The organism is Isoptericola sp. NPDC056605 (assembly GCF_042792795.1).
Classification (GTDB): Bacteria; Actinomycetota; Actinomycetes; order Actinomycetales; family Cellulomonadaceae; genus Isoptericola.
The window spans coordinates 101,449-124,545 of the sequence record NZ_JBHTVT010000011.1; the positions used below are offsets into that span (position 1 = coordinate 101,449).

Sequence of the window (23,097 nt, forward strand, 5' to 3'; positions counted from 1 at the left end):
GGGACCCGTCACCGATCACCGATCGACGGGTTCCGGCCGGTGCACCCCGCGGGGCCGGTAGCCGAGTTCGTCGGACAGACCCGCGAGGTCGGCGAGCAGCCACACGATCGCCAGCCACATCTCCGTGCCCTGGAGGCCGGGCGTCGTCGCGGGGGCGCCGGCGGTGGACGGGTGGGCGGCCTGGAAGGCGAACCCCTCGCCGGCCGACCAGCGCCGCAGCGCGTGCCCGAGGAGCCCTCTCGCCAGCTCGACGACCTCGTCGCCGCGATGGCCGGTACCCCGGGTGAGCCACAGCGGGTGGGCGACGTCGAGCACGTTGCACGCGTTGTGGCGCTCCGGCCGGAAGAACCGGGGGTCGCGGGCGTGCTCCAGCACCGTGTCGATCACGCGCTCCGGCGCGGGGACGGGCAGCCCGAGCTGCGCGAACGTGCCCCGCGACGCGCGGTAGTAGCCGTTGACGACCTGGAGCAGCCCGTCGGCCCCGCCCGGCTGGCCCCACATACCCGTGCGCGGGTCCGCCCGGCTGAGCAGCCACCCGAGGAGGGCCTCCTGCGCCCCCGGGGAGCCGGCGACGCCGGCGCGGCGGTTCCAGTGCATCGCGGTGCCGAGGATGTCGACCCAGTGGCCGGCCGACCACGCGCCGGTGCGCCAGTCCTGCCGCTCCAGGCCGGCGATCACCTCGCCCGGGGTCGCGTCCGCCACGACGGCGACCGGGTGCGGGAACGCGCTGCCGAGCAGGTCGAGCGCGTACCCGACGGACAGGACGTGGTAGCCGGCGGCGGGGTCGAACAGGCCCGGCCGCGGGGTCGCGGGCGCGAGGTCCTCCCCGTGCTCGCCCACCAGCCCGCCCACCAGCTCGCCCACGAGCCCGGTGGCCGGGTCCTGCCAGGACCGCAGCCGCGCGACCTGCTCCTCGGCCGGCAGCTGCGGCGGAGGGCCGCCGAGCAGCAGGTCGGCGATCTCCACGGCGTCGCACTGGGCCCGGACCGTCGGCGTCCTGCCGGGCGCGTCGACGAACAGGCAAGCCGCGGGGTCCCAGCACCGGTCGAGCAGCGCGCGCGCCTCCTCGCGGGCCGTGGCGCCGAGGACGCGCACCGCCTGCGCGAGGCCGCCGCCGGGCCGGGCCGCGGGTGCCGGCGGCACCCGCCAGCGGATCAGCCGCGCCGGGTTGCCGCCCACGACCGCCCCCGCGGGCACGTCCTTGGTGACGACCGCCCCGGCCGCCAGCACCGCCTTGTCCCCCACGGTGACGCCGTCGAGCACGACGACGTGCGAGCCGATCCACACGTCGTCCCCGACGGTGATCCCCGCGGAGGTCAGCGGCTGGCGGTGCACCTCCGGCTCCGGCTCCATCGAGTGGTTGAAGCCGAGCACGGACGTGTGCGAGCCGATGCGGACGGCGTCGCCGAGCCGCACGTCGCCCCGCACCACCGTGTAGGGGTTGAGGCTGCAGTCGCGGCCGGCCCGCAGCGTGCCGCTGACGTAGGCGCCGGCGGCGACGTAGGTGCGGTCGCCCAGCTCGAGGACCTCGTTCGTCACGGACGCCTGCTCCGACACGAAGCACCGCTCGCCGAGGACGTACCCGCGCCCGCGGCCCAGCTCCGCCTGCAGGGCGAGCTGACGCTCCCGCTGCCCGTCGTCGGCGTCGGCCCAGAACCGCCAGGGCGTGAAGTCGAGCGCGCCCCGGTCGAGCTCGGCCGTCACCGGTCCTGCGTGTGCGTTCGCACGGTCATCTCGACTCCTGTTCGTCGGCCTCCGTCGGCACGGACGTGCCCGAGTCTCGGACAGCGACGGACGGAGAGCTCGCACATCGGCTAGAAATGAACACACTCGAACAGGCAGTTCCGCCGCGCCGAGGAGGCACCCTTGCCACCCACCACGGGGCCCGCGTCCGGCACCGCGCGGCGCGAGCACATCATGCGCGAGCTGCGCACCCGCGGGACCGTCGCGGTCGGCGCGCTCGCCGCCCAGCTCGGCGTGTCCGCGATGACGGTGCGGCGCGACGTGAACGCGCTCGCCGCGAAGGGGCTCCTGGTCCGCGTGCACGGCGGCGCCGCGCTGCCCGAGCCGTCCGCGGGCGTCGCTCCCTCCCCCACGCCCGAGCCCGCCGCCCGCGGGTCACGACTGACCGTGGGGCTCGTCGTCCCGCAGCTCGACTACTACTTCCCCCGGGTGGTGGCGGGGGCCCGGGCCGCCGCCGCGCCCGCCGGGGTCAGGCTCGTCATCCGCACCACGGCCTACGACCCCGACGAGGACCGCCACCAGTGCCGGCGGCTCGCGGAGGCGGGGGTGGACGGGCTCGTCGTGACCCCCACGCTGGACGGGCCGCGGGGTGGCGAGCTCCTCGGCTGGCTCGACCGGCTACGCACGCCGGTGCTGCTCGCCGACCGCCGGCCGCCGGAGATCAGCCCGTTCCGGCGCCTGGAGTGGGTGGTGTCCGACCACGCGTCCGGCGCCGCGACCGCGGTGTGGCACCTGCACGCCCAGGGGCACCGCCGCATCGGGCTGCTGTCGATCGCGGGGACGACGACGTCGCGCGCCGTGGGCCGCGGATGGCGCGACGCGCTGCGCTCCCTGGGGATCGACCCGGAGGAGCAGGTCGTGGGGCACAGCGACGGCTTCGACCGTCCGGGCCGCGCGGAGCGCCTCGCGTCGACCCTCGACGACCTCCGCCGCACGGGGACCACCGCCCTGCTGCTGCACTCCGACCCGTTCGCGCTGACCTTCGCGCAGTACTGCCAGGACCACGGGGTCCGCGTGCCCGACGACCTCGCGATCGTCGCCTACGACGACGAGGTCGCCGAGCTGGGCGACCCGCCCCTCACCGCCGTCCGCCCCCCGACGTACGACGTCGGCCGGCTCGCCGTGGAGACCATGGTCGCCCGGCTCACGGAGGGCGACCGCCGCCCGACGCACCGCCTGCTGCTCGACCCGACGCTCACGGTCCGCGCGTCGAGCGTGAGCTCCCGGCGGTGACCGGCGGGCTCGCGTTCTGCATACGCTCTCGCAACATGGCGACGTGTGGGCTGGGGCGATGACCGCCCCCGTGCCGCGCCCGCGGCTCCTGCTGCCCCTGCTGTTCGCGGCGTACCTCGCCCTGGTCGCCTGGACCGTCCTGTGGAAGCTCGACGTGCCGTTCACCGGCGAGGCGGGACAGCGCGTCGTCAAGCTCGTGCCGTTCGCGGCCACCGCCCACGCGGGCGCCAGCGAACCCGTCGAGCTCGTCCTGAACCTCGTGATCTTCCTGCCGTTCGGCGTCTACCTCGGGCTCCTCGCGCCGTCGTGGCCGTGGTGGCGTGCGGCGGCCACGCTCGCGGGGGCGAGCGCGCTCCTCGAGGTCGCGCAGTACGTGCTGGCCGTCGGGAGCTCGGACGTCACCGACGTCGTCGTCAACACCGCGGGCGGCCTCGCCGGGCTCGGCGTCGTCGTCCTCGCGCGCCGCACGCTCCGGGCCCGGACGTCCACGGTCGTGACCCGGTGGTGCGTCGCCGGGACCGTGCTCGCGCTGCTCGCGGCGGCGCTCTTCGTCGCCTCGCCCGTACGCCTCACCGGGCCGCCGCCGGGCGACGTCGCGGTCAGCCGGATGCCCTGAGGTCCCGGTCGCGCGAGGCGCCGACCACCCCGACGATAAGAGCGCGGCGGCGCCGCCCTGCACGGTCCGGGAACGTCGAGCGGAAGGCGGTGGTGTCGTGCGCGTACGGCCTCGTGCATGGATCGGTGTGGCGGTGCTCCTGGGGTACCTGGTGATCGTCGTCGTGGTGGGCGCGATCGCCGGCGTGCCGTTCGACGAGGTCGGGACGAGCGCGGAGTCGATCTACCGCTCCACGGTGCCGTCGTTCGTGGTCGGCGCGGTCTACCTCGTCGCCGTGACGACCGCCCTCGGCTGGTGGCGGCCCGCCCTGCACGACCGGCACCCCAGCGCGCGCCGGTGGCCGATCGTCGTGCCCGTCCTCATGGCGCTGCTCGCGCTGGTGAGCTTCGCGCAGACCGAGTGGTCCGCGTTCGACGCGTCGTTCCTGATCGCGCTGCTGCTGCTCGGCGTCGGGGTGGGGTTCTGCGAGGAGCTGGCCGCGCGCGGCGTCCTGCTGGTCGCCCTGCGGTCGCGCTACCGGGAGGTCGGGGTGTGGCTGCTGAGCACCCTGCTGTTCGGCGCGATGCACCTGGCCAACTCGCTCTCCGGGCTGGCGCCCGAGAAGGCGCTGCTCCAGGCCCTGATCGCGGCCGGGTCCGGCACGGTGTTCTACATCCTGCGTCGCGTCACCGGCTCGTTGGTGTGGGCGATGGTGCTGCACGGGCTGTGGGACGTGTCGGTGTTCACGGTGAACTTCGTCGACGACGACACGGTCCCGGTCGCCGGGCTCGCCACCCCGCTGATCGGCCTGCTCGGGCTCGCCGTCGTCGCGTGGGTGATCCGCGGCGCCGACGAGCGCACGGGGGCCGACGCGCCCGCTGCCGTCGAGGCGGAGGGCGCCGACCGTGCGCGTCCGTGACCTGCCGTTCGTCCGCGCGATCGACGAGGGGCGACGCCGCACACCGATCTGGCTGACGTACGTCGTCGGCATCCTGCTCGCCGTGCTGGTGGTGCAGGTGCTGATCGGCGCCGGGATCCGGCTCGCGACCGGCCACAGCACCGACCTGTCCAGCTTCGCGTCGCAGGTGATCGAGGGCGTCACCGACCTGTGGCCCATCGTCATCGTGCTGCTGTGGGTGGTGCTCTACGAGCGGCGCCCGGCGGGGTCGCTCGGCCTGCGCGACCGCCGGTGGTGGGCCCGCATGCTGGTGGGTCTCGTGCTCGGCGGAGTGCTCGTCACGCTCGGTGCGCTGCCGTCGATCCTGTCCGGGCAGCTGGTCGTGACCGAGGGCGGGCCGGGCACCCTGGACGGCACCGCCGCGCTCGGTCTGGTGCTGGCCACCCTGCCGATCTGGCTGATCCAGGGCAGCAGCGAGGAGATCGTGTTCCGCGGCTTCCTGCTGCAGCGGCACCTGTACTCGTGGCCCGCCTGGCTGGCCGTCGTGTTCCTCGCGGCGCTGTTCGCGTTCATCCACCCCGGCGGCAACCTCCTGGCCAAGCTCAACATCACGCTGTTCGGCATCTTCGTGAGCCTGCTCGTGCTGCGGCAGGGCACCCTGTGGACGGCGATGGGGATCCACGCGGGCTGGAACATGGTGCAGGGCAACGTGCTCGGCATCGCGGTGAGCGGTGAGGGCCGGGACAACACCCTCGTGCGGCTCGCCCCCGCGGACGGGTCGAGCGCGGCCCTCACGGGCGGCGAGTTCGGCACGGAGGCGAGCGTGTACCTCACCGTGGTGCTGGTGGTCGTCGTCGCGGTCGCGTTCGTCGCGCTGCGCCGCCACCTGGCCCGGTCCGACGACGGCGCGGCCACGGGCCCGGCGGCCGGGGTGGCGGCCGCCGCGTAGCGGGGCACGAATCACCTTGCGGCGCTTGAGAGAATGGGACGTCGTGAGCACCGAGCCCAGCCCCGCACCGCAGTCGTCGTCGGACGACGGCGGTGCGCGTCGTCCCCAGGACCGGGAGCACGGTCGGGGTCGCGGCCGTGGTCGGAGGCGGGGGCAGGGCCGCGGGAACGCCGGGAACCGGCGCGGCCCGCAGCGCACCGGCCCGCGCCGGGTGAGCCGCGAGCAGCTCGAGAAGGCCGCCGCGCTGCGCGCCGCCGTCGAGGTGCCGCCGATCGTCTACCCCGAGCAGCTGCCGGTCTCGGCGCGGCGGGAGGACATCGCCGCCGCGATCCGCGACCACCAGGTCGTCGTCGTCGCGGGCGAGACGGGGTCCGGCAAGACGACGCAGCTGCCGAAGATCCTCCTCGAGCTCGGCCGCGGCCGGAAGGGCCAGATCGGGCACACGCAGCCGCGCCGGATCGCGGCGCGCAGCGTCGCCGAGCGCGTCGCGGAGGAGCTGGCCACCCCGCTGGGCGGCGTCGTCGGCTACCAGGTGCGGTTCACCGACGAGTCCAGCGACGACACGCTGGTCAAGGTGATGACCGACGGCATCCTGCTGGCCCAGATCCAGCGGGACCCCGACCTGCTCGCCTACGACACGATCGTCATCGACGAGGCGCACGAGCGGTCGCTGAACATCGACTTCCTGCTCGGCTATCTCTCGCGGCTGCTGCCGCGGCGGCCGGACCTCAAGCTCGTCATCACGTCCGCGACGATCGACTCGGAGCGCTTCGCCGCCCACTTCTCCCCGTCGCACCTCGCCGAGGTCGGCGGGGCCCCCGAGGCCGTCGTCGACGTGCTGCCGGACGCCGCGCCCGTCGTCGAGGTCACCGGCCGCACGTACCCGGTCGAGATCCGCTGGCGGCCCCTGTCCCCGGACACCGACCCCGACTCCCCCACCAAGAAAAAAGGCGAGGAGAAGGACCTGGTCACGGGCATCGTCGAGGCCTGCGACGAGCTGATGCGCGAGGGCCCCGGCGACATCCTCGTGTTCCTGTCCGGCGAGCGGGAGATCCACGACGCCGCGGACGCGCTCGAGGGGCACCTCAAGGACCGCGTGCGCGACGCCAAGCGCCCGGACCACGTCGAGATCCTGCCGCTGTACTCGCGGCTGTCGGCGGCGGAGCAGCACCGGGTGTTCCAGTCGCACCCGGGCCGGCGCATCGTGCTGTCGACGAACGTCGCGGAGACGTCGCTGACGGTGCCGGGCATCCACTACGTCGTCGACCCGGGCACGGCGCGCATCTCGCGCTACTCCAAGGCGACCAAGGTGCAGCGGCTGCCGATCGAGCCGATCAGCCAGGCGTCGGCGAACCAGCGGTCGGGGCGCTCGGGCCGCGTGGCCGACGGCGTCGCGATCCGCCTCTACTCGCAGGACGACTTCGAGAACCGGCCGGAGTTCACCGAGCCGGAGATCCTGCGCACGTCGCTCGCGTCCGTGCTGCTGCAGATGATCTCGGTCGGCGTCGTCACGACGCCCGACGACGTGGCGAAGTTCCCGTTCGTCGAGCCCCCGGACACGCGGGCCGTGCGCGACGGCGTGCAGCTGCTGTCCGAGCTGGGCGCGCTGGAGACGACGGACGGCGCGACGCGCCTCACCGACGTCGGCCGCACGCTCGCGCAGCTCCCGATGGACCCGCGCCTGGCGCGCATGATCATCGAGGGATCGAAGCGCGGCGTCGCGCGCGAGGTGGCGATCGTCGCGGCGCTGCTGTCCATCCAGGACCCGCGCGAGCGGCCCACGGAGTCGCGCGCGCAGGCCGACCAGCTGCACGCCCGGTTCACCGACCAGACGTCCGACTTCCTCACGGCCCTGAACCTGTGGGAGTACGTGCGCGGCCAGCAGCACGAGATGGGCTCGTCCGCGTTCCGCCGGATGTGCAAGGCCGAGTACCTCAACTTCCTGCGCATCCGCGAGTGGCAGGACGTCGTCGCGCAGCTGCGCGAGATGGCCAAGCCGCTCGGCATCGACATGTCGTTCAAGCCGCGGACGTCCGGGCCGGCCGAGCCCGTCGGGACCACCGAGACCGACTACCGCCTCACGTGGGACGACGACACCATCCACCGGTCGCTGCTGGCCGGGCTGCTCAGCCAGATCGGCATGCAGGACACGGGCGAGATCAAGGCGTCGTCGGTGGCGCACCTGCGCGGCGAGGCCCGCGCCCGCGCGCTGCGGCAGGCCGCGAAGCGCGCCCGCAACGAGTACGTCGGCGCGCGCGGCGCCCGGTTCGCGATCTTCCCCGGCTCGCCGCTGAGCAAGAAGCCGCCGGAGTGGATCATGGCCGGCGAGCTCGTGGAGACGTCGCGCCTGTGGGCGCGCGACGTCGCCCGCATCAAGCCGGAGTGGGCCGAGGAGCTCGCGGGCCCGCTCGCCAAGCGCACGTACTCCGACCCGCACTGGTCCACCAAGCAGGGCGCGGCCATGGCCACGGAGAAGGTGCTGCTGTACGGCGTGCCGATCGTCGCCGACCGGCCCGTGCTCTACGCCAAGGTGGACCCGGAGGCGGCGCGCGAGATGTTCGTGCGGCACGCGCTCGTCGAGGGGCAGTGGACCACGCACCACAAGTTCTTCGCGGAGAACCGGCGCCTGCTCGCCGAGGCGGAGGAGCTCGAGGCGCGCTCGCGGCAGCGCGGGCTCGTCGCGTCGGAGGACGACCTGTTCGCCTTCTACGACGAGCGCGTGCCCGACGACGTCGTCAGCGCCGCCCACTTCGACCGCTGGTGGAGGACGGCGCAGCGCGAGACGCCGGACCTGCTGACCTTCACGCTCGACCAGCTCGTCGACTCGGGTGCCGTGGACACGTCCGAGTTCCCGGAGACCTGGACGCAGGGCGAGGTCACGCTGCCCCTGACCTACCAGTTCCAGCCCGGCGCGGCGGCCGACGGCGTCACCGTGCACGTCCCGCTGTCGATCCTCAACCGGGTGGCCCCCGAGGGCTTCGACTGGATGGTGCCGGGCCTGCTCGACGAGCTGTGCGTCGCGACCATCAAGTCGCTGCCCAAGGCCGTGCGCGTGCAGCTCGTGCCCGCGCCGGACGTCGGCCGCGCCGTCGCCGGCTGGCTGCGGGAGAACACGCCGGCGTGGGAGGACATGACCCGCGCGGGCGACATGGCCGAGCCGTTCCACGTCGCGTTCTCGCGCGCCGTCCGCGCGCTGCGGGACGTCGTCATCCCCGACGAGGTGTGGGACGCCGAGCGCGTCGAGCGGCTGCCCGCCCACCTGCGCATGACGTTCCGGGTCGAGGATGCCGCGCCCGCGCCGTCGAGGGGCGCCGCGAAGGGCAAGGGACGCGGCAGGGGACAGGGGCGGCGTCCCGCCCCGGCTCCGCTCGACGAGTCCAAGGACCTGCTGTCCCTGCAGAAGCGCCTCGCGGCGCAGGCCGAGGCGGCCGTCCGCGCGGCCGTGAAGGGCGCCGTCGGGCTGGCGCTCGAGGAGGCGCGGCGCTCGGCGGGCAGCCCCGCCTCGCCGACCCCCGCGCCGACGCCGGGACGCCCCGCGCCCCAGCCCGGCGCGTCGTCCTCCGCGCCCGGCGCGAGCTCCGTCGTCCCCGAGCAGACGGACCTGACGACGTGGCCGGAGGGCCTGCCCGACGGGCGCCTGCCCGACGCGGTGTCGACGGACCTCGGGGGCGGCGTCGTCGTGCGCGGCTACCCCGCCCTGGTCGAGGAGGAGGATGCGCGGCGCAAGCCGTCCGTCGCGCTGCGCGTGCTCGCCGACGCCTCGGGGCGCGACGCCGCCCACGCGCGCGGCGTCCGGCGCCTGCTGCTGACGGAGACCGCCCTGCAGACGGGGCGCGTCACGTCACGCTGGTCGTCGTCGCAGTCGCTGACGCTGGCCGCGGCGCCGTACCGGAACACGGAGTCGCTGGTCGCCGACCTCCGGCTCGCCGCCGTCACCGCGCTGACCAGCCCCGACGCGGAGAAGGCCCCCGGCACACCCACCGGTGGCCCCGTGGCGGCGCAGGTCCGTGACGCGGACGCGTACGCCGAGGCGCGCGCGTTCGTGCGCCGGCACCTGGAGGACGAGGTGCACCGGGTCGTCGGGCACGTCGTCGCCGCGCTCACCGCCTGGCGGACCGTCGAGGGCGAGGTGCGCTCGTCGTCGTCGCTCGCCCTGCTCAACACGCTGCAGGACATCCGCGAGCACGTGGCCGGGCTGGTGCACGACGGCTTCATCGCCCAGACGCCCCCGCGCCGCGTGCCGCACCTGGTGCGCTACCTGCGCGCGGCGTCGTACCGGCTGGAGAAGGCGCAGACCAACCCGGCGCGCGACGCCGAGCTCGCCTGGCGCGTGCACGACGTCACGGAGGCCTACGACAAGGCCCGTGCCGCGTACGCCGCCGGCCCCGCCGACCCGGTCCGGGCGGCGGAGCTGGCCGACGTGCGCTGGCTGATCGAGGAGCTGCGCGTCTCGCTGTTCGCCCAGCAGCTCGGCACCGACGGCGCCGTCAGCGAGAAGCGCATCCGCAAGGTGCTCAGCCCGAACGGCTGGTGACCCGGCCCCGACGCCGCGTCAGCTGCGGTAGGCGGCCCTCCCGTACCCGCTGCGCGGCGCGGCCTCGCCCTTCGGCACCAGAAGCACCTGCACCGCCGTTGGCCGCGTGGTGTACGACGACGTGCCGGACGCCGCGCCGTCGTGCGCCCAGCCCAGCCAGCCGACGCCCTGGACGTACGTGCGGTAGTAGAGGCGGTAGTGGTCCGCCATCGCACCCGTGAGCCGCATGCGGTACGCCGAGGTCGGCGAGCCGTAGCCGGTCGACCCGGCCGTGCGGTCGTTGCCGACGTACGGCCGCCATCCGTCGCCCTTGACCTTGGCGGAGACCTGCACGCTGCCGGAGTACCGGCCGTCGAGGTCCACCCGCACGGCGTTGAGCCGCTGGGGCGCGCTGACGCTGTCGGCGCGACCCGCCGTCGAGCCCCCGCCCATGGGCACGCGCCACACCTTGCTCGGGTGCATGAACGCCTCGACGTGCACCTGCTTCTGCGTCGTCCGCGAGTAGTACGGCGCGTTGCCCGTCCCGGACGCCGTGGGCGTCGTCCCGTGGCGCAGCACCTTGATCTGCACCGCCTCGATGCGGCTGCCGTAGCCGACCGTGCCCGACGTGCCGCCGTTCGTCGCCCAGCCCAGCCAGCCGCGCCCCGGCACGTAGACGCGGTAGAAGACGTCGTAGTACGGCGAGACCGGCCCGGCCGTGTCGATGCGGATCGCCTCGAGCCGGCGCTTCCCACCGATGCTCCCGACGTAGGGCACCTTGTCGGTCTTCTGGACCTTCTGCCCCGACCACCCCTGGCCCTCGACGTAGCCGCTGATCTCGAACCACATCGCGGAGCCGTCGACCGGGCCGGTGCTCGTGGTGTAGGCACGGGTCAGCGGCGTCGCCGACAGCATCTCCACGGTGTACCCGCTGCCGGGCCAGCCCGCCGTCTCGCCGTCGTGGGTGGTCTGGTAGCTGAACCGGTGCTCCCAGTCGAACCTCGTGAACTTCACGCCGTAGTCGACGTGCATCTCGTCGCGGTCGCCCACCAGGACGGACGACGACGTCACGGAGCGGGGCGTCATGCGCGGGCCGTGCGCGGTCACCCTCACCGAGAGCCGGTGGCCCTGATCGGTCGGGACACCGAAGTAGTCCTTCGTCGTCGCGCCCTTGAGCGCCTTGCCGTCGCGCAGCCACTGGTAGGTGTAGGACCACGGAGCGGGCGAGAACCCGGACACTCGGGCCGTCAGGTCGGTGGTCACGCTGACCCTGCCGCTGTCCGAGCCGACCGAGACCTTGCCGCCGCTGAAGGGGCACGAGCCGGCGCACACCCGCGCCGTCGTGACGACGGGCGCGGCCCCGGCGAACTGCCGGTACTCCACCTGCAGGTCGCGGAACCCCGTCCCGAGGGCCGCCTCGTCGACCAGCACCGGCTCCGACATCGAGTCGAAGGTGGTGCGCCCGAGCTCCGCCCCCGTCGACGAGCGGACGATGGCCTCGCCCATCGGGAACGATTGGCCGTCCCTGCCCCTGAGGTCGGCGGAGAGCCTGACGTTGACTGGGACGCGTCCGTCATCCGGCGCGGTGTCGTTCCCCACGCTGAGGGTGACAGCCGGTGCGGGTCTGACCGCGCTGCCTGCGGCGACCTTGAACCTCCGCGTCTCCCAGGCCCCCCGCACCCCGTCGGCGTCGATGCCCGCCACCACGAGGAAATGGGTCCCGGGCGTCGACGGGACGACGGGGATCTCGGCGGTCCCGTCCTCGCTCGCCTCGATCTGCGTCAGCTCGGTGGGCTGGGTGCCGTCCGCGTCGGTGAAGCCGTACTCGAACGCGACGGCGTCACCTCGCACCTTCGGGACCGCCACGAACGCCCCGGGGACGCCGACGCCTCCGCTGTTCACGGAGGTGTACACCCCGGGCTTGCCGAGCACCGGGAGGACCTCCGGCCAGTGCGGGCCGCCGTGCAGCTCGAAGGCGCAGTCGAGCGCTTCCTCGGAGGGCCCCTCGGCCGACACGCCGCGCACCCGGTACGTGTACCGCTCGCCCTCCACGATCCCGTGCGTACCGCGGACGAGACTCACGCGACCCCGACGGTCGCGCACCTCGACCTGCGTCGCGTCCATCCGGACGTCGCCGTCCTGCTCGAGCACCTCGACGCGTGCGGTCGTCACCTGGGCGTCGGCGAACGCGAACTCGAGGAGGACCGTGTCGTCGGCCTCGCCCTCGAACGTCGTGACCAGCGGCTCGGAACGACACACCTCGCCGTTCACCGCCAGCACCGTCGGCGCAGGCGGCAACCCTGCGGGCGTCGCTGCCGTCGCTGGCCCGAGCCCGGCCGTCACGACCGCCAGGGCGCTCACGCCGACCCACAACGGTCGTAGCCTCCGGGCCGTCCGCGTCAGACGCCCGCGCGCCAGACCTCGCTGCTGCATCGTGCTCCCCGCTCCTGGCAGAACACCCGGACGGCGCCGTCCGAGGGCGAAGACGCACGCTCGCCGAGCGGGAGCATAGCGCCAGGTCAACGGCTGCTGGAAGCGCCCTGGAGAGCCGCGGTCGGCGCGGTGGTCCGGGTCGCCCGTGCCGGCTTCTCCGTCAGCAGCAGCACGCCGGTGACGACCAGCGCGAGGGCGGTCAGCCCGTGCACGGCCAGCGCGGTAACGACGGACCCGCCGGTCGTCAGGATGAGGACGGCGTCGGCCAGCGGGACCACGGCCCAGAGGGTGAGCACCCACCCGAGCGCACGGCGCTGGCCCGTGAGCAGGAGGGCGAGCGGGACGAGCCCGGACGCGAGGTCGCGGGCCCCCTTGGTGGCGAGGAACGACGCGGCGTCGCCCTCTGGCCAGACGGCCATGCCGAACTGCGGCGCCGTGGCCGCGGGGAAGAACAGGTAGCTGATGCCGACGTAGCCGATGCCGAGGGCGAGCAGCACGGTGAGGCCGGTGGCCAGGTGCCGGCGCATCAGGCGCGCCCGCCCCGGGAGAGCGGACCGAGCACGCGGACGGCGGCGCGGGTGACGGGCGACGTCGGCCGCATGACGTCGCGATACCGGTGCAGGACGCCGGCCAGCGGGACCAGCCCGGCCCGGCCCTCGCGCTGCAGCCGGTCCATGGCGGTGAAGAACTCCTCGACGCGGCCGGCCGGGGTGCTGAGCCAGCGCAGCACGGCCGGCTCGTCCCCCGGGTTCCACATGTGGTGCGCGGTGCCGCGCGGGACGAGGAACGACTCGCCGGCGGCGTAGTCCCGCTCGCGGTCGGCGAAGCCGACCCGGATGGTGCCCGCGAGCACCGTGAACTCCTCGTCGTGGTGCGGGTGCACGTGCTTCGGGGGTCGCTCGCCCCGGGGCTCGTAGGTGGCCTCGACCTCGAAGCGGTCGGCGGCGGAGTCGAGCACCACCAGGGACTCGGACCCGTTGAGCGTCAGCGTCGTCGTCATTGCTCCTCCTCAAGTTACTTGCGTACGAGCGACTTGGAACGAAGCTAGACCCCAAGTAACTCGCGCGCAAGCTAAAGTGGCCGGGTGGACGACAACGACCGCATCGACGCCCTGGTCCAGCAGTGGGCCGACCAGCGCCCCGACATCGACCGCGACACGATGGCGCTCCTCGCGCGGCTGACCCGCGCGGCGGCGCTCGTGGACGCCCGGACCGAGAGCGTCGCGGCGGGCTACGGCGTGAACCGCGGCGACGGGGACGTCATGTTCGCCCTGCGCCGCGCGGGCGAGCCGTACCGCCTGTCCCCCACCAGCCTCGCCCGGGCGCTCCTCATGACCACGGGCACGATGACGGGCCGCCTCGACCGGCTGGAGAAGCGCGGCTGGATCGTGCGCGTGCCGAGCGCCCACGACCGGCGCAGCCTCGACGTCGAGCTCACCCCCGAGGGCAGGCGCCTGGTGGACGAGGCCGTCACGAAGCACGCCGCCGGACAGGCCGAGGCCGTCGCCCCGCTCACCAGCCGCGACCGCGCCGACCTCGACCGCGTCACGCGCAAGCTCGTCGCCCACCTCGCGCAGGGCTGAGGCCGCGCGACGACGTCAGCAGGCGTCGTACAGGTAGCCGTCCTCGCCGGCGGCGACGAGGTCCCGGTCGCGCAGGACCGTCAGCGGCGCGCGGTCGTCCCGCGCGCAGACGTCGTCGAAGGTCAGGCCGGCCTCGTCGAGGGCGTCGGGGTACTCGACCTGCAGCACGTGGTCGCCGTAGACGTCGGTGTATGCGGCGCACTCGTCCCACGCGGCGCACTCCTCGGTGACGGCGAGGTCGAAGCCGAGGTCCTCCTTGGCGGTCCGGGTGATCTCGGCGGCGTTCTTCTGCGCGACCGCGAGCCCGGCGCCGTGCGCGAGGTCGACGTACGCGCGGGCCAACGCGTGCGCCCCCGCCTCGTCGATCTCGTCGAACCGCGTCCACGTGTCGAGGTTGTCGAGCTCGACGGCGTCGAAGCCGGCCTCCGCGCACCCCGTCACCACCGGCCCCAGCACCTCGAGGATCCCCGCGCGCTGCTCGGCCGTCGACGGGTCCAGCACGTGCTCGTCCGGCCAGTCCGGGTCGACGACGAGGTCGCCGTCGGCGTCGTGCAGCAGCAGGTCCTCGTGGCCGGCCCACAGGTCGTCCTCGCCGGGCTGCGTCTGGAAGCCGTTGACGTAGCAGACGGAGTACGCCCCGGGCAGCGGGTCGGCCGTCGCGTCACGGACGACGACGTCGATCGCCGTCGGCCCGTCCCCGGCCTCCACCTCGTCGTACGCGCCGCCGAGCTGGTAGTCGAAGGTGCCGCTCGTCGGCGGCAGCGCGACCTCCGGCGTCGTGCCGGAGGTCGCGGGCGACGACGAGGCCGCCGGTCCGGACGTGCAGGACGACGTCGCCGCGAGCGCCAGCGCGCCCGCCAGCACAGGTGTGAGCACCGCCCTCGTCCGTCGCATGCCCCGAGTATCACCTGGCTGCGGCGGGTGACGCGCGCCTACGGTCGGCCCATGCCGCTGCACGACGACGAGGTCCCCGTCACCGCCGACGACGTGCGCCGCCTGGTCGCGGCGCAGCACCCGCGGTGGGCCGCGCTGCCGGTGACGCCGGTACGGGAGTCCGGCACCGACCACCTGCTGTTCCGCCTCGGTGACGAGCTCGTGGCGCGGATGCCGAAGGTGGGATGGTCCGGGGAGCACGCGCTCGCCGACGCCCGGTGGCTGCCGCGGATCGCCCCCCACGTCCCGCTGACGGTGCCGGCGCCGCTCGCCGTCGGCGAGCCCGACGACGCGTACCCGTTCCACTGGTCCGTGGTGCCGTGGGTGCCCGGCGCGGCCGCGTCCGACCCGCTCGACCCGGACGCCGTCCCGAACCTGGACCCCGCCCGCGCCGCCGTCGACCTCGGCGCCTTCGTCACCGCGCTGCGCGCCGTCGACCCCACGGACGGGCCCGTCAAGGAGGGCACCGGCCGCGGCGTCCCGCTCGCCCGCCTGGACGACGACGTCCGCCGCGCCGCCGCCGAGGCCGGCGACCGCGTCGACGGGCCCGCCGTCCTCAAGGCCTGGGACCGCGCGCTGGAGGCCGCGTCCGCCCCCGTGCCCGGCGCGTGGCTGCACGGCGACCTCATGCCCGGCAACCTGCTCGCCGACGGCGGACGGCTCACCGCCGTCATCGACTGGGGCGCGCTCGGGGTCGGCGACCCGGCGGCGGACCTGCCGCCCGCGTGGTGGCTGCTCGCCGGCCGCGACCGTGACGCGTTCCGCGAGGCGGCCGGCGCCGGTCCCGGCGGCGACCTGGACGACGGCGCCTGGGAGCGCGGGCGCGGGTGGGTGCTGGTGCAGGGCATCATCGCCCTGCCGTACTACTGGGACCGCTGGCCCCAGTTCGCCCGGGCGTCCCAGCGGCGCGTCGCCGCGGCGGTCACGGACTGAGGCCGCGCGTCCGTCGGCTCGGCGCACGTCGTGACATCGGCGCGGCGCCGGCGCGGCGCGCGACGTCGACAGCGCGGCCGCAGGAGCCGGCGCGGGCGGACCGCGCGCGCCGGGAGGACCGGCGCCGCTCGCCTCCGGGGCTGGGCCGGCCGGGCCGGAGCGCGCTCAGGCACGGTCGTAGGTGAGCACGGCGTTGCCGCCCTCGAAGGTGATGGCGTCGGTGAGGTCGTAGGTCGTGGGCCGGAATCCCGACGAGCCGAACGCGCTCCTGCCCGCGCCCGCGACCACGGGGTACAGCTTGACGAGGAGCCGGTCGATCTCGCCGAGCAACTCCCCCGCGAGGAGCCCGCCGCCCGCGAGATAGATGTCGAGCGGCGAGTCCTCGGCCTTGAGCCGGCGCACGAGCTCCACCGGGTCGTCGCGCACGACCGTCACCGCCGGGTCGAGGTCCGGCAGCGTCGACGACACCACGTACTGGCGCAGGTGGGCGTACGGGCTGGTGACCCCGATGTCGAGGGCCGGCTGGTAGGTCCGCCGCCCCATGACGATGGTGTCGAAGGTGCGGTTCGGTTCGTCGGCCACCCCGAGCTGCCCACGGACATGGCTGGGCAGCACGTCCGGGAGGGTCTCGATCATGCGTGCGCTGTACGCGTCGGAGGAAGGGTAGAAGTCGACCTCGTCATCTGGCCCCGAGAGGAAGCCGTCGATCGAGATGGCCACGAAGTAGGTGAGTCGTCTCATGCCTCCCAGCGTCGAGTTCCGCAGGACCCGCATCAATGACGCATCCTGTCGCCATCGTTCACCGGAGACGAACGATGTGGCACGACGACACGAGAGGCCGCCGCGTGGACCTGAAGGACATCGAGATCTTCCTGACGCTCGCCGACGAGCTCCACTTCGGGCGCACCGCGGAACGCCTGCACGTGTCGCCGGCACGCGTGAGCCAGGCGATCAGCCGCCAGGAGCGGCGCATGGGCACAACCCTCTTCACGCGCACCAGCCGGCGCGTCGAGCTGACCCCGGTCGGCGCCCGCCTGCGGGACGACCTGCGCCAGGGCTACGAGCTCATCCAGTCCGGCATCGCGGCGGCGAGCCGCGCCGACACGCGGCCCGAAGGGACGCTGCGGCTCGCCTCGATGGGCATCATCGGCCACGAGCTGCGCCCCCTGGTCGACGCGTTCACGCGTCGCCACCCGGGATGCGCGGTCGAGCGGCGCGAGTTCCATTTCTCCGACCCGTTCGGGGGGTTGCGCGACGGCGCGTCCGACGCCCAGGTGACATGGGCCCCCGTGCGCGAGCCCGATGTCGTCGTGGGCCCTCGGGTGCTCACCGAGGGGCGCGTCCTCGCCGTCGCCTCGAACCACCCCCTCGCGGCCGAGGAGGGTGTGCCGGTCGAGGTGCTCGGGGACCACACGGTGCTCGACCTCGGCCCCGCGGTGCCCGGGTACTGGGAGGAGGCCATGGTCCCCCGCAGGACGCCCGCCGGCCGGGCGGTGCTCCGCGGCCCGGCCGTGCGCACGTTCCACGAGGCCCTGACCGCGGTGGCGTCGGGCGACGCCGTCACACCGCTCAACGCGCACGTGACGCGCTACTACTCGCACCCCGGGGTCGTCTACGTCCCTCTCGTCGACGTCCCCGACACCGAGTGGGTGCTCGTCTGGTTGCGCGAGCGGGAGAACGCGGAGATCCGCGCGCTCGCGGAGACGGCCCGCGAGCTCGGCTCGCGCGCCATCTGAGGCAGGCTCAGGGCCGCTCAGGGTCGAACCGGGGGACCACCCGATACCGAGCCCGGCCCGCCGCTCGTACCGTCGAAGCATGACCACACCGACCTCGACCCCCTACGTCCAGCCCTCCCCGGCACCGAGGCGCAAGCTGTTCCGACCGAAGCACGGCCGCGTGCTCGGCGGCGTCTGCGCCGGCCTCGCCGACTACCTCGGCTGGAGCCGCGGCCTCGTCCGCGTGCTCTCCGTCGCGTCGATCCTGATCCCCGGCCCGCAGGTGCTCGCCTACATCGTGCTGTGGATCCTCATGCCCGACGAGGACAAGGCCCTGCGCACGGCCTGACGCCGGACCCGTTCCCGACCCACCAGGAGGAGCCGTGGAGCTCACCCTCGAACGCGGCGACCTCACGACCGTCGCCACGGACGCGATCGTCAACGCCGCGAACTCGTCGCTGCTGGGCGGCGGCGGGGTCGACGGCGCCATCCACGCCGCCGCGGGCCCGCGCCTGCTGGAGGCGTGCCGCGAGCTGCGCCGCAGCACGCTGCCCGACGGCCTGCCGGTGGGCGACGCCGTCGCGACGCCCGGCTTCGACCTGCCCGCCGCGTGGGTGATCCACACGGTCGGCCCGAACCGGCACGCCGGCCAGACCGACCCCGCGCTGCTCGCCTCCTGCTTCACGCGGTCGCTGGACGTCGCGGCCGACCTTCGCGCCCGGACCGTCGCGTTCCCCGCCGTCGGCGCCGGCGTGTACGGCTGGTCGCCCGACGACGTCGCGCGGGCCGCGCTCGACGCCGTCCGCGCGTGGGACGACGCCAACCCGGCCGCGATCGACGAGGTCCGCTTCGTGCTCTTCAACGCGCCCGTGCTGGCGGCCTTCGAGCAGGCGCTCGCGACCGCCTGACCTGCGCGAACGGTTGTCCACAGGCGGTCGTCCACAGCCTTGTGGCGGCACCTCGCGAGCGGTAGGTTCGAACACGTGTTCGAGACGATGCCCGGCTTCCCCGACCCGCCCCCGGCGGCGCCGTCGCTCGCGATCGTGTCGACGGCCATCGACGAGGTCGTGGAGCTCCAGCGGCAGGTCGACGCGCTCGAGGCACGCAGGCTCGCCGTCGTGGCGCGGGCCGGGATCGCCGCAGAGCGCGCCGAGTCGGCGCTGCTCGTGCACGACGACGTGGAGCTGGGCCGCGCCGGTGCAGGACGGCGCCGCGACCTCGCCCGGCGCGCCTTCACGGCCGACCTGGCGACGGCGCTGCGCCTCACCGAACAGGCGGCCGCCCACCTCGTCGACACGGCGCACACCCTGGCGGTGCGCGCCGGAGAGGCGGGGCACGCCACCCTCGACGGGCTCCGGCAAGGCCGCCTCTCGCTGGCCCACGCCACCGCGATCGCGGACACGCTGGCAGAGCTCCCGACCACGGAAGCACGCGCCCTGGTCGAGGCCGCCGTGCTGCCCCGCGCCGCGGCCTGCACCGTGCCGCAGCTGCGTCGGCACCTGCGTCGCGCACGAGACCTCGCCCACCCCGAGCCGTTCGTCGAGCGGCATCGCCGGGCCGTGGAGTCGCGAGCCGTCTACGTCGACCCCGGTGCCGACGGCATGGCCTGGCTCACCGCTCCCCTGACTGCGCACGCGGCCCACGCCGCCCACGACCGCCTCACCGTCGCGGGACGACGGGCGCAGGAGGCCGGAGACCCCCGCACGCTCGCGCAGCTTCGCGCGGACGCGGTCGCCGGCCTGCTCCTCACGGGCACCGACGACGGCACCGACGGCGGCGTCGAGGGCCGGGGTTCCGTGCCGGACCTCGCCGAGATCGCCCGCCGCATCACGCCGACCGTGCGAGTGACGGTGCCGGTGCTCTCGCTGCTGGGCGCCCCGGACGCGGCGGGCGACCTCGACGGCCACGGGCCGGTGGACGCGGCGACCGCCTCGACGCTCACGGCCGGGGCGCCGTCGCTGCGCCGGCTGCTCGTCGACCCGGTGAACGGCAGCGTGCTCACCATCGACCCCGGCACGTACACGGTCCCCGCGGCGCTGCGCGACTTCCTCCGGGCGCGCGACGGCGTCTGCCGGTTCCCGGGCTGCACCCGCGCAGCGGCGCGGTGCGACGTCGACCACGTGGTCGCATGGTCCGACGGCGAGCGCACGGTCGCGGACAACCTGGCACACCTGTGCCGGCAGCCCTCAGCGGTTCGCCCACGACGCCCGCACCGAGCACCAGCAAGCCCTGGCCGACCGTGCCGCCGAGCGCCGCCGCCAGGTGCTGGCCGAGGCCGCATCGTTCGTGCCGACCGACGTCCTGGCTGCCAGGCTCAGCCCGCCGCCCCCACCCCCGGCGCCCGTCGTGGTCGGCCCCTGGGGCGGGGTGCCCGACCACGAGGTGCTGGCCCGCATGCGCGAGGCGCGGGAGCTCTACCAGTTCACCCTCGGGCGCGACCTGAGCGCCTGGCGCCGCTTCACCGAGGCCATGGCCGAGGCCACCCGGCGCGGGCTGGAGCAGCCCACCGCCGAACCACGGTGACCCTGGCCGGGTCATTCCAACCCATGGCGGCGGCGAGTCGGCCGGGGTCACCGTGCCCCCTCGCCTCGGCAGGAATTGCCTATCTGGCTCGGCTACGTTGACAAGCATGCAGTGGAGCCGGTTGTCGGACGCTCTCATCTGGCTGGCATCGGTGCTGGCCGTCGCCGCCGCCATGCTGCTCGCCATGATCGTCCTCATGGCTGCGGGCGGCTCTCTACCGACTTGGGCGTACCTCAGCATTCTCGGGATCGTCGGGGTGAGCGCCGGACTGATTACATTCCTGACCCTGCGCCGCACCCTGGGACGGCGCTGACAGGGCCGTCCCAGGCACACCCTCGTCAGCCACACCCCCGGGTCACAAGACACCCCGCCCCCTTGGGAGACCCCCCAGGGCACGTCAGCCCCTACCGGAGCGCCCCGGCATGCCGATGCGCGGCGCGCGGATCAAGAACGCCCTTGGCCGCCGCCTCGCGGGCGCCTGTGGTCATCGCGATAGGCCTGGTACGCCGTGGCCATGCCGACGAGGGACAGCACAACGCCGATCAACGCGAGAAGCGTGAGGTCCATGAGCCTAAAGACGACGATGAGAACAAGGCCGCCGACGAAGATTGCGCAGCCGCACCACAACCTGATGCGTCCGAGCCGTGTCATCGCCACCTTCGAAGACTAGGGACCGGCCAGCGGTTTCGCTGAGCGAACGACCTCGGCCAGGCATGCCGCGCGCCACCGTCACACCACCCGGGTTTCTTTGAGGCGAGGCCCCCGGGCAGCCCCGTGCCAGGAAACTTGTCTCCGCATGTAATCAAAGGTTCAAGCGTTCGGGCCGAGCCCAGCCGGGGCATCCAGGGGCAGACCGATGGCCCCATCGCCCGTCTCCACCCGGGTGAATCCGTCGCCCCGGCCCACCAGTGTCATCACGTGCCGCTACTGTCCCCGACATGGCTGAGACGACGTGTGGTTGGTGCAGGCGCGCGGTCCACATGACCCCCCACGGAACCGCAATCACACGTGGCCAGTACCACGACCGATACGTAACTGATGCTGCTTTCACCTGTGACAACTGCCATCGGATCAGCGTTGCCACCTGGTGGTCCACCGACGACCCCGGGCGCTACCGCGACACCGTGGAACCCCAGTCATTCGACCACCCCGTCTGGAACCCGCCTCCCGGGGCGTACCGCGAGTTCCCGGACGTCCCGGAACCGATAGGCAGCGCGGCGACGGAGGCGTGGTACTGCCATGCGGCAGGGTCGGAGCGCGCGGCACTCGCCGTGGCGCGAGCAGTGGTCGAAGCCTCGGCAAAGAAGTTCGGGAAGACCACGGGCACCCTCATGGCGAAGATCGACGCCCTCGCAGAGGACGGCGAGATTCGAGAGGACACCCGCGAGTCAGCCCACGCAATCCGCCTCGTGGGCAACGACGTTGCCCACGGTGACGACGTCGCGGCCGCCATCACCAGCGAGGAGGCCGAGGAAGTCCTCGTGCTGATGGACGACCTCCTGACCGAACTGTTCGAGTCCCGGGCGAAGCGTGAACGCGCAAAGGCCGCGCGTGAGGTTCGCCTGGCCGCTGAGAGCGCGAAGAGGGCAGCGAGCGACACAGGAAACTGATGTTGTAAGACGCGCACACCGCATCACGTGATCAAGCACCAGTCGACGTGGCATGGCGTGCTCGGCCCGGACGGCACCCTCACCTGGACCTCGCCGACCGGGCGGGAGCACCACGACCCTCCGGCGGAACCCACCGGCCCCGACGGATCCGGTCCCTCGACACCGGGACCCCGTGCACCCCGACCCGGCGCATCCGTGCGCCCTGATACCGCCCCGCCTGAGGCCGAAGCACCAGAGCCCTGGTCCTGAGGCGACGCCTGAGGGTCGGTGCACGGGCGCGGCGACGAGCGTCTGCCGCAATGCGCGTGCGCCGCCCGCCGGCGACCTGCCACGATCCGTCCGTGAGCACCCCGGAGGGCACCCCCGAGACCTTCGTCCGTGTCCAGGCGACCTACCGCGGCCGACTGGGTGTCGAGGTCGGGATCTTCGTGGCCGTCGACCATCTCCGTCGTGCGGGCGTGCTCACCGACGGGGAGGTGGCGGAGTATCTCGACCTCCACGACTGGTTCCTCGAGCACCTGCAGAACCCGGACTTCTACGCCGACGGCAACACGGTCGGCGCGGTGACATGGTTCCGCACCCCGCTCCCGGTTGCCGTGCAGGACGGCGTGGACCGGCTGTGCGCGATCCTGGCTGCGCACGGCGTCGCGGTCGACGTCGTGCGCAGCGCCGACCCGGGCACGCGCGTGTACGAGGACGAGCTCCAGGTCGGCGTCGTGCCGTACGTCCGTCACGACCCGACGCCGCTGCCCGACGGCCTCGTGCAGGCGCCCACCAGCCCGGGGTCGCTGCGCGCCGTCGCGGAGTCGCCGATCCGGCACGTGCTGTTCGACGCCGACGACGTGCTGCAGGTCGTACCCGGCGGGTGGTACGCGCTGATGGAGCCGCACGCCGGGGAGCGTGCACGCGACGTCGTGCACCGGGCGTGGAAGGCCGAGCGGCCGACGCTCGCAGGCGAGGGCGACCTGCTGCTCCTGCTGGCCGAGGTGCTCACGGAGCAGGGCGTGACCGCGCCGGTCGAGCAGGTGTTCGCCGACGTCTGGTGCCGCGTCGAGACGGCGCCGCAGACGTTCGCGGTCGTCGACGCCCTGCGGCGCAACGGCTACGGCATCCACCTGGGCACCAACCAGGACCGCCACCGGGCGGCCTACCTGCGCGGGACGCTCGGCTACGACGACCTGTTCGACGTCAGTTGCTACTCCCACGACCTGGGCGTCGCGAAGCCGGACCCGGCGTTCTTCGTCGAGGCGGCACGCCGGATCGGCGCGGACCCCGCGTCGATCCTGTTCGTCGACGACCGGCCGGCGAACGTCGAGGGCGCCCGCACGGCCGGTCTCGCGGCGGTGTGCTGGACGGTCGACGACGGCATCCCTGCGCTCGTCGACCTGCTGGCCGAGCACGGCGTCGACGGCCGGGTGACTCCTTGAGTCGGCCGAC

At 74.1% G+C, this 23,097-nt stretch carries 21 protein-coding genes; 14 read left to right on the forward strand and 7 right to left on the reverse strand.

Annotation, left to right across the window (positions count from 1 at the left end):
• Positions 1-15: 15 nt before the first annotated feature.
• Positions 16-1,704, reverse strand: coding sequence for an acyltransferase (locus tag ACFQ8Y_RS12980; protein ID WP_430585700.1), 1,689 nt, complete (start codon positions 1,702-1,704; stop codon positions 16-18).
• Positions 1,705-1,866: 162 nt separating this feature from the next.
• On the opposite strand from ACFQ8Y_RS12980, the gene ACFQ8Y_RS12985 reads away from it, so the two are divergent.
• The 5 genes from ACFQ8Y_RS12985 to hrpA all read left to right on the forward strand — a co-directional run bounded on the left by ACFQ8Y_RS12985 (position 1,867) and on the right by hrpA (position 9,952).
• Complete coding sequence (locus tag ACFQ8Y_RS12985) at positions 1,867-2,976, forward strand: substrate-binding domain-containing protein (protein ID WP_430585701.1); 1,110 nt, start codon at positions 1,867-1,869, stop codon at positions 2,974-2,976.
• Positions 2,977-3,034: 58 nt separating this feature from the next.
• A complete protein-coding gene (locus ACFQ8Y_RS12990) occupies positions 3,035-3,592 on the forward strand; it encodes a VanZ family protein (protein ID WP_430585702.1) in 558 nt (185 codons plus the stop codon).
• A 127-nt stretch (positions 3,593-3,719) separates the two neighbouring features.
• Positions 3,720-4,490, forward strand: a complete 771-nt coding sequence (locus ACFQ8Y_RS12995) for a CPBP family intramembrane glutamic endopeptidase (protein WP_430550855.1) — start codon at positions 3,720-3,722, stop codon at positions 4,488-4,490.
• A complete protein-coding gene (locus ACFQ8Y_RS13000; RefSeq protein ID WP_430550854.1) occupies positions 4,477-5,418 on the forward strand; it encodes a CPBP family intramembrane glutamic endopeptidase in 942 nt (313 codons plus the stop codon). Before ACFQ8Y_RS12995 ends, ACFQ8Y_RS13000 begins: the two co-directional genes overlap by 14 nt.
• A gap of 43 nt (positions 5,419-5,461) precedes the next feature.
• Positions 5,462-9,952: an ATP-dependent RNA helicase HrpA gene (hrpA, locus tag ACFQ8Y_RS13005; RefSeq protein ID WP_430585703.1), complete on the forward strand. Its 4,491-nt coding sequence runs from the start codon at positions 5,462-5,464 to the stop codon at positions 9,950-9,952.
• An 18-nt stretch (positions 9,953-9,970) separates the two neighbouring features.
• Here the strand turns inward: hrpA and ACFQ8Y_RS13010 are convergent, their stop codons facing one another.
• From ACFQ8Y_RS13010 to ACFQ8Y_RS13020, 3 genes are all read right to left on the reverse strand, one after another.
• A complete protein-coding gene (locus ACFQ8Y_RS13010; RefSeq protein ID WP_430585704.1) occupies positions 9,971-12,292 on the reverse strand; it encodes a hypothetical protein in 2,322 nt (773 codons plus the stop codon).
• 158 nt (positions 12,293-12,450) lie between these two features.
• Positions 12,451-12,891, reverse strand: a complete 441-nt coding sequence (locus ACFQ8Y_RS13015; RefSeq protein ID WP_430585705.1) for a DUF4267 domain-containing protein — start codon at positions 12,889-12,891, stop codon at positions 12,451-12,453.
• Positions 12,891-13,364 (reverse strand): cupin domain-containing protein, encoded by a 474-nt coding sequence (locus ACFQ8Y_RS13020; protein WP_430585706.1) that lies wholly within the window; start codon positions 13,362-13,364, stop codon positions 12,891-12,893. Before ACFQ8Y_RS13020 ends, ACFQ8Y_RS13015 begins: the two co-directional genes overlap by 1 nt.
• A gap of 84 nt (positions 13,365-13,448) precedes the next feature.
• Here ACFQ8Y_RS13020 and ACFQ8Y_RS13025 point away from each other — a divergent pair, with 84 nt between their 5' ends.
• Positions 13,449-13,946, forward strand: a complete 498-nt coding sequence (locus tag ACFQ8Y_RS13025) for a MarR family winged helix-turn-helix transcriptional regulator (RefSeq protein WP_430550849.1) — start codon at positions 13,449-13,451, stop codon at positions 13,944-13,946.
• A 15-nt stretch (positions 13,947-13,961) separates the two neighbouring features.
• Here ACFQ8Y_RS13025 and ACFQ8Y_RS13030 read toward each other — a convergent pair whose 3' ends face one another.
• On the reverse strand, positions 13,962-14,840 hold the full coding sequence (locus ACFQ8Y_RS13030) for an endo alpha-1,4 polygalactosaminidase (protein WP_430585707.1): 879 nt from the start codon (positions 14,838-14,840) through the stop codon (positions 13,962-13,964).
• A gap of 51 nt (positions 14,841-14,891) precedes the next feature.
• Here ACFQ8Y_RS13030 and ACFQ8Y_RS13035 point away from each other — a divergent pair, with 51 nt between their 5' ends.
• Positions 14,892-15,812, forward strand: coding sequence for an aminoglycoside phosphotransferase family protein (locus ACFQ8Y_RS13035; RefSeq protein WP_430585708.1), 921 nt, complete (start codon positions 14,892-14,894; stop codon positions 15,810-15,812).
• Between the two features lie 165 nt (positions 15,813-15,977).
• Here the strand turns inward: ACFQ8Y_RS13035 and ACFQ8Y_RS13040 are convergent, their stop codons facing one another.
• Entirely contained in the window at positions 15,978-16,553 is a 576-nt protein-coding gene (locus tag ACFQ8Y_RS13040; protein ID WP_430550846.1) for a dihydrofolate reductase family protein, read from the reverse strand.
• 104 nt (positions 16,554-16,657) lie between these two features.
• Between ACFQ8Y_RS13040 and ACFQ8Y_RS13045 the strand changes: the two genes are divergently transcribed.
• The 5 genes from ACFQ8Y_RS13045 (at position 16,658) to ACFQ8Y_RS13065 (ending at position 20,363) form a co-directional block, all read left to right on the forward strand.
• The gene (locus ACFQ8Y_RS13045; protein WP_430550845.1) at positions 16,658-17,548 is read left to right on the forward strand and encodes a LysR family transcriptional regulator; all 891 of its coding nucleotides are present in this window, start codon (positions 16,658-16,660) and stop codon (positions 17,546-17,548) included.
• Positions 17,549-17,627: 79 nt separating this feature from the next.
• Positions 17,628-17,876 carry a PspC domain-containing protein gene (locus ACFQ8Y_RS13050; RefSeq protein ID WP_430550844.1) on the forward strand — a complete coding sequence of 83 codons (249 nt, stop codon included), beginning with the start codon at positions 17,628-17,630 and terminating at the stop codon, positions 17,874-17,876.
• A gap of 34 nt (positions 17,877-17,910) precedes the next feature.
• On the forward strand, positions 17,911-18,435 hold the full coding sequence (locus tag ACFQ8Y_RS13055) for an O-acetyl-ADP-ribose deacetylase (protein ID WP_430585709.1): 525 nt from the start codon (positions 17,911-17,913) through the stop codon (positions 18,433-18,435).
• A gap of 75 nt (positions 18,436-18,510) precedes the next feature.
• On the forward strand, positions 18,511-20,151 hold the full coding sequence (locus ACFQ8Y_RS13060; RefSeq protein ID WP_430585710.1) for a DUF222 domain-containing protein: 1,641 nt from the start codon (positions 18,511-18,513) through the stop codon (positions 20,149-20,151).
• A 5-nt stretch (positions 20,152-20,156) separates the two neighbouring features.
• Positions 20,157-20,363, forward strand: a complete 207-nt coding sequence (locus ACFQ8Y_RS13065) for a hypothetical protein (protein ID WP_430585711.1) — start codon at positions 20,157-20,159, stop codon at positions 20,361-20,363.
• Positions 20,364-20,494: 131 nt separating this feature from the next.
• On the opposite strand, the gene ACFQ8Y_RS13070 is transcribed toward ACFQ8Y_RS13065, so the two are convergent.
• Positions 20,495-20,707, reverse strand: a complete 213-nt coding sequence (locus ACFQ8Y_RS13070) for a hypothetical protein (RefSeq protein ID WP_430585712.1) — start codon at positions 20,705-20,707, stop codon at positions 20,495-20,497.
• A gap of 281 nt (positions 20,708-20,988) precedes the next feature.
• Between ACFQ8Y_RS13070 and ACFQ8Y_RS13075 the strand changes: the two genes are divergently transcribed.
• Both ACFQ8Y_RS13075 and ACFQ8Y_RS13080 read left to right on the forward strand, forming a co-directional pair.
• Positions 20,989-21,660, forward strand: coding sequence for a DUF4145 domain-containing protein (locus ACFQ8Y_RS13075; protein WP_430585713.1), 672 nt, complete (start codon positions 20,989-20,991; stop codon positions 21,658-21,660).
• Between the two features lie 341 nt (positions 21,661-22,001).
• The gene (locus tag ACFQ8Y_RS13080) at positions 22,002-23,087 is read left to right on the forward strand and encodes an HAD family hydrolase (RefSeq protein WP_430585714.1); all 1,086 of its coding nucleotides are present in this window, start codon (positions 22,002-22,004) and stop codon (positions 23,085-23,087) included.
• Positions 23,088-23,097 lie beyond the last annotated feature (10 nt).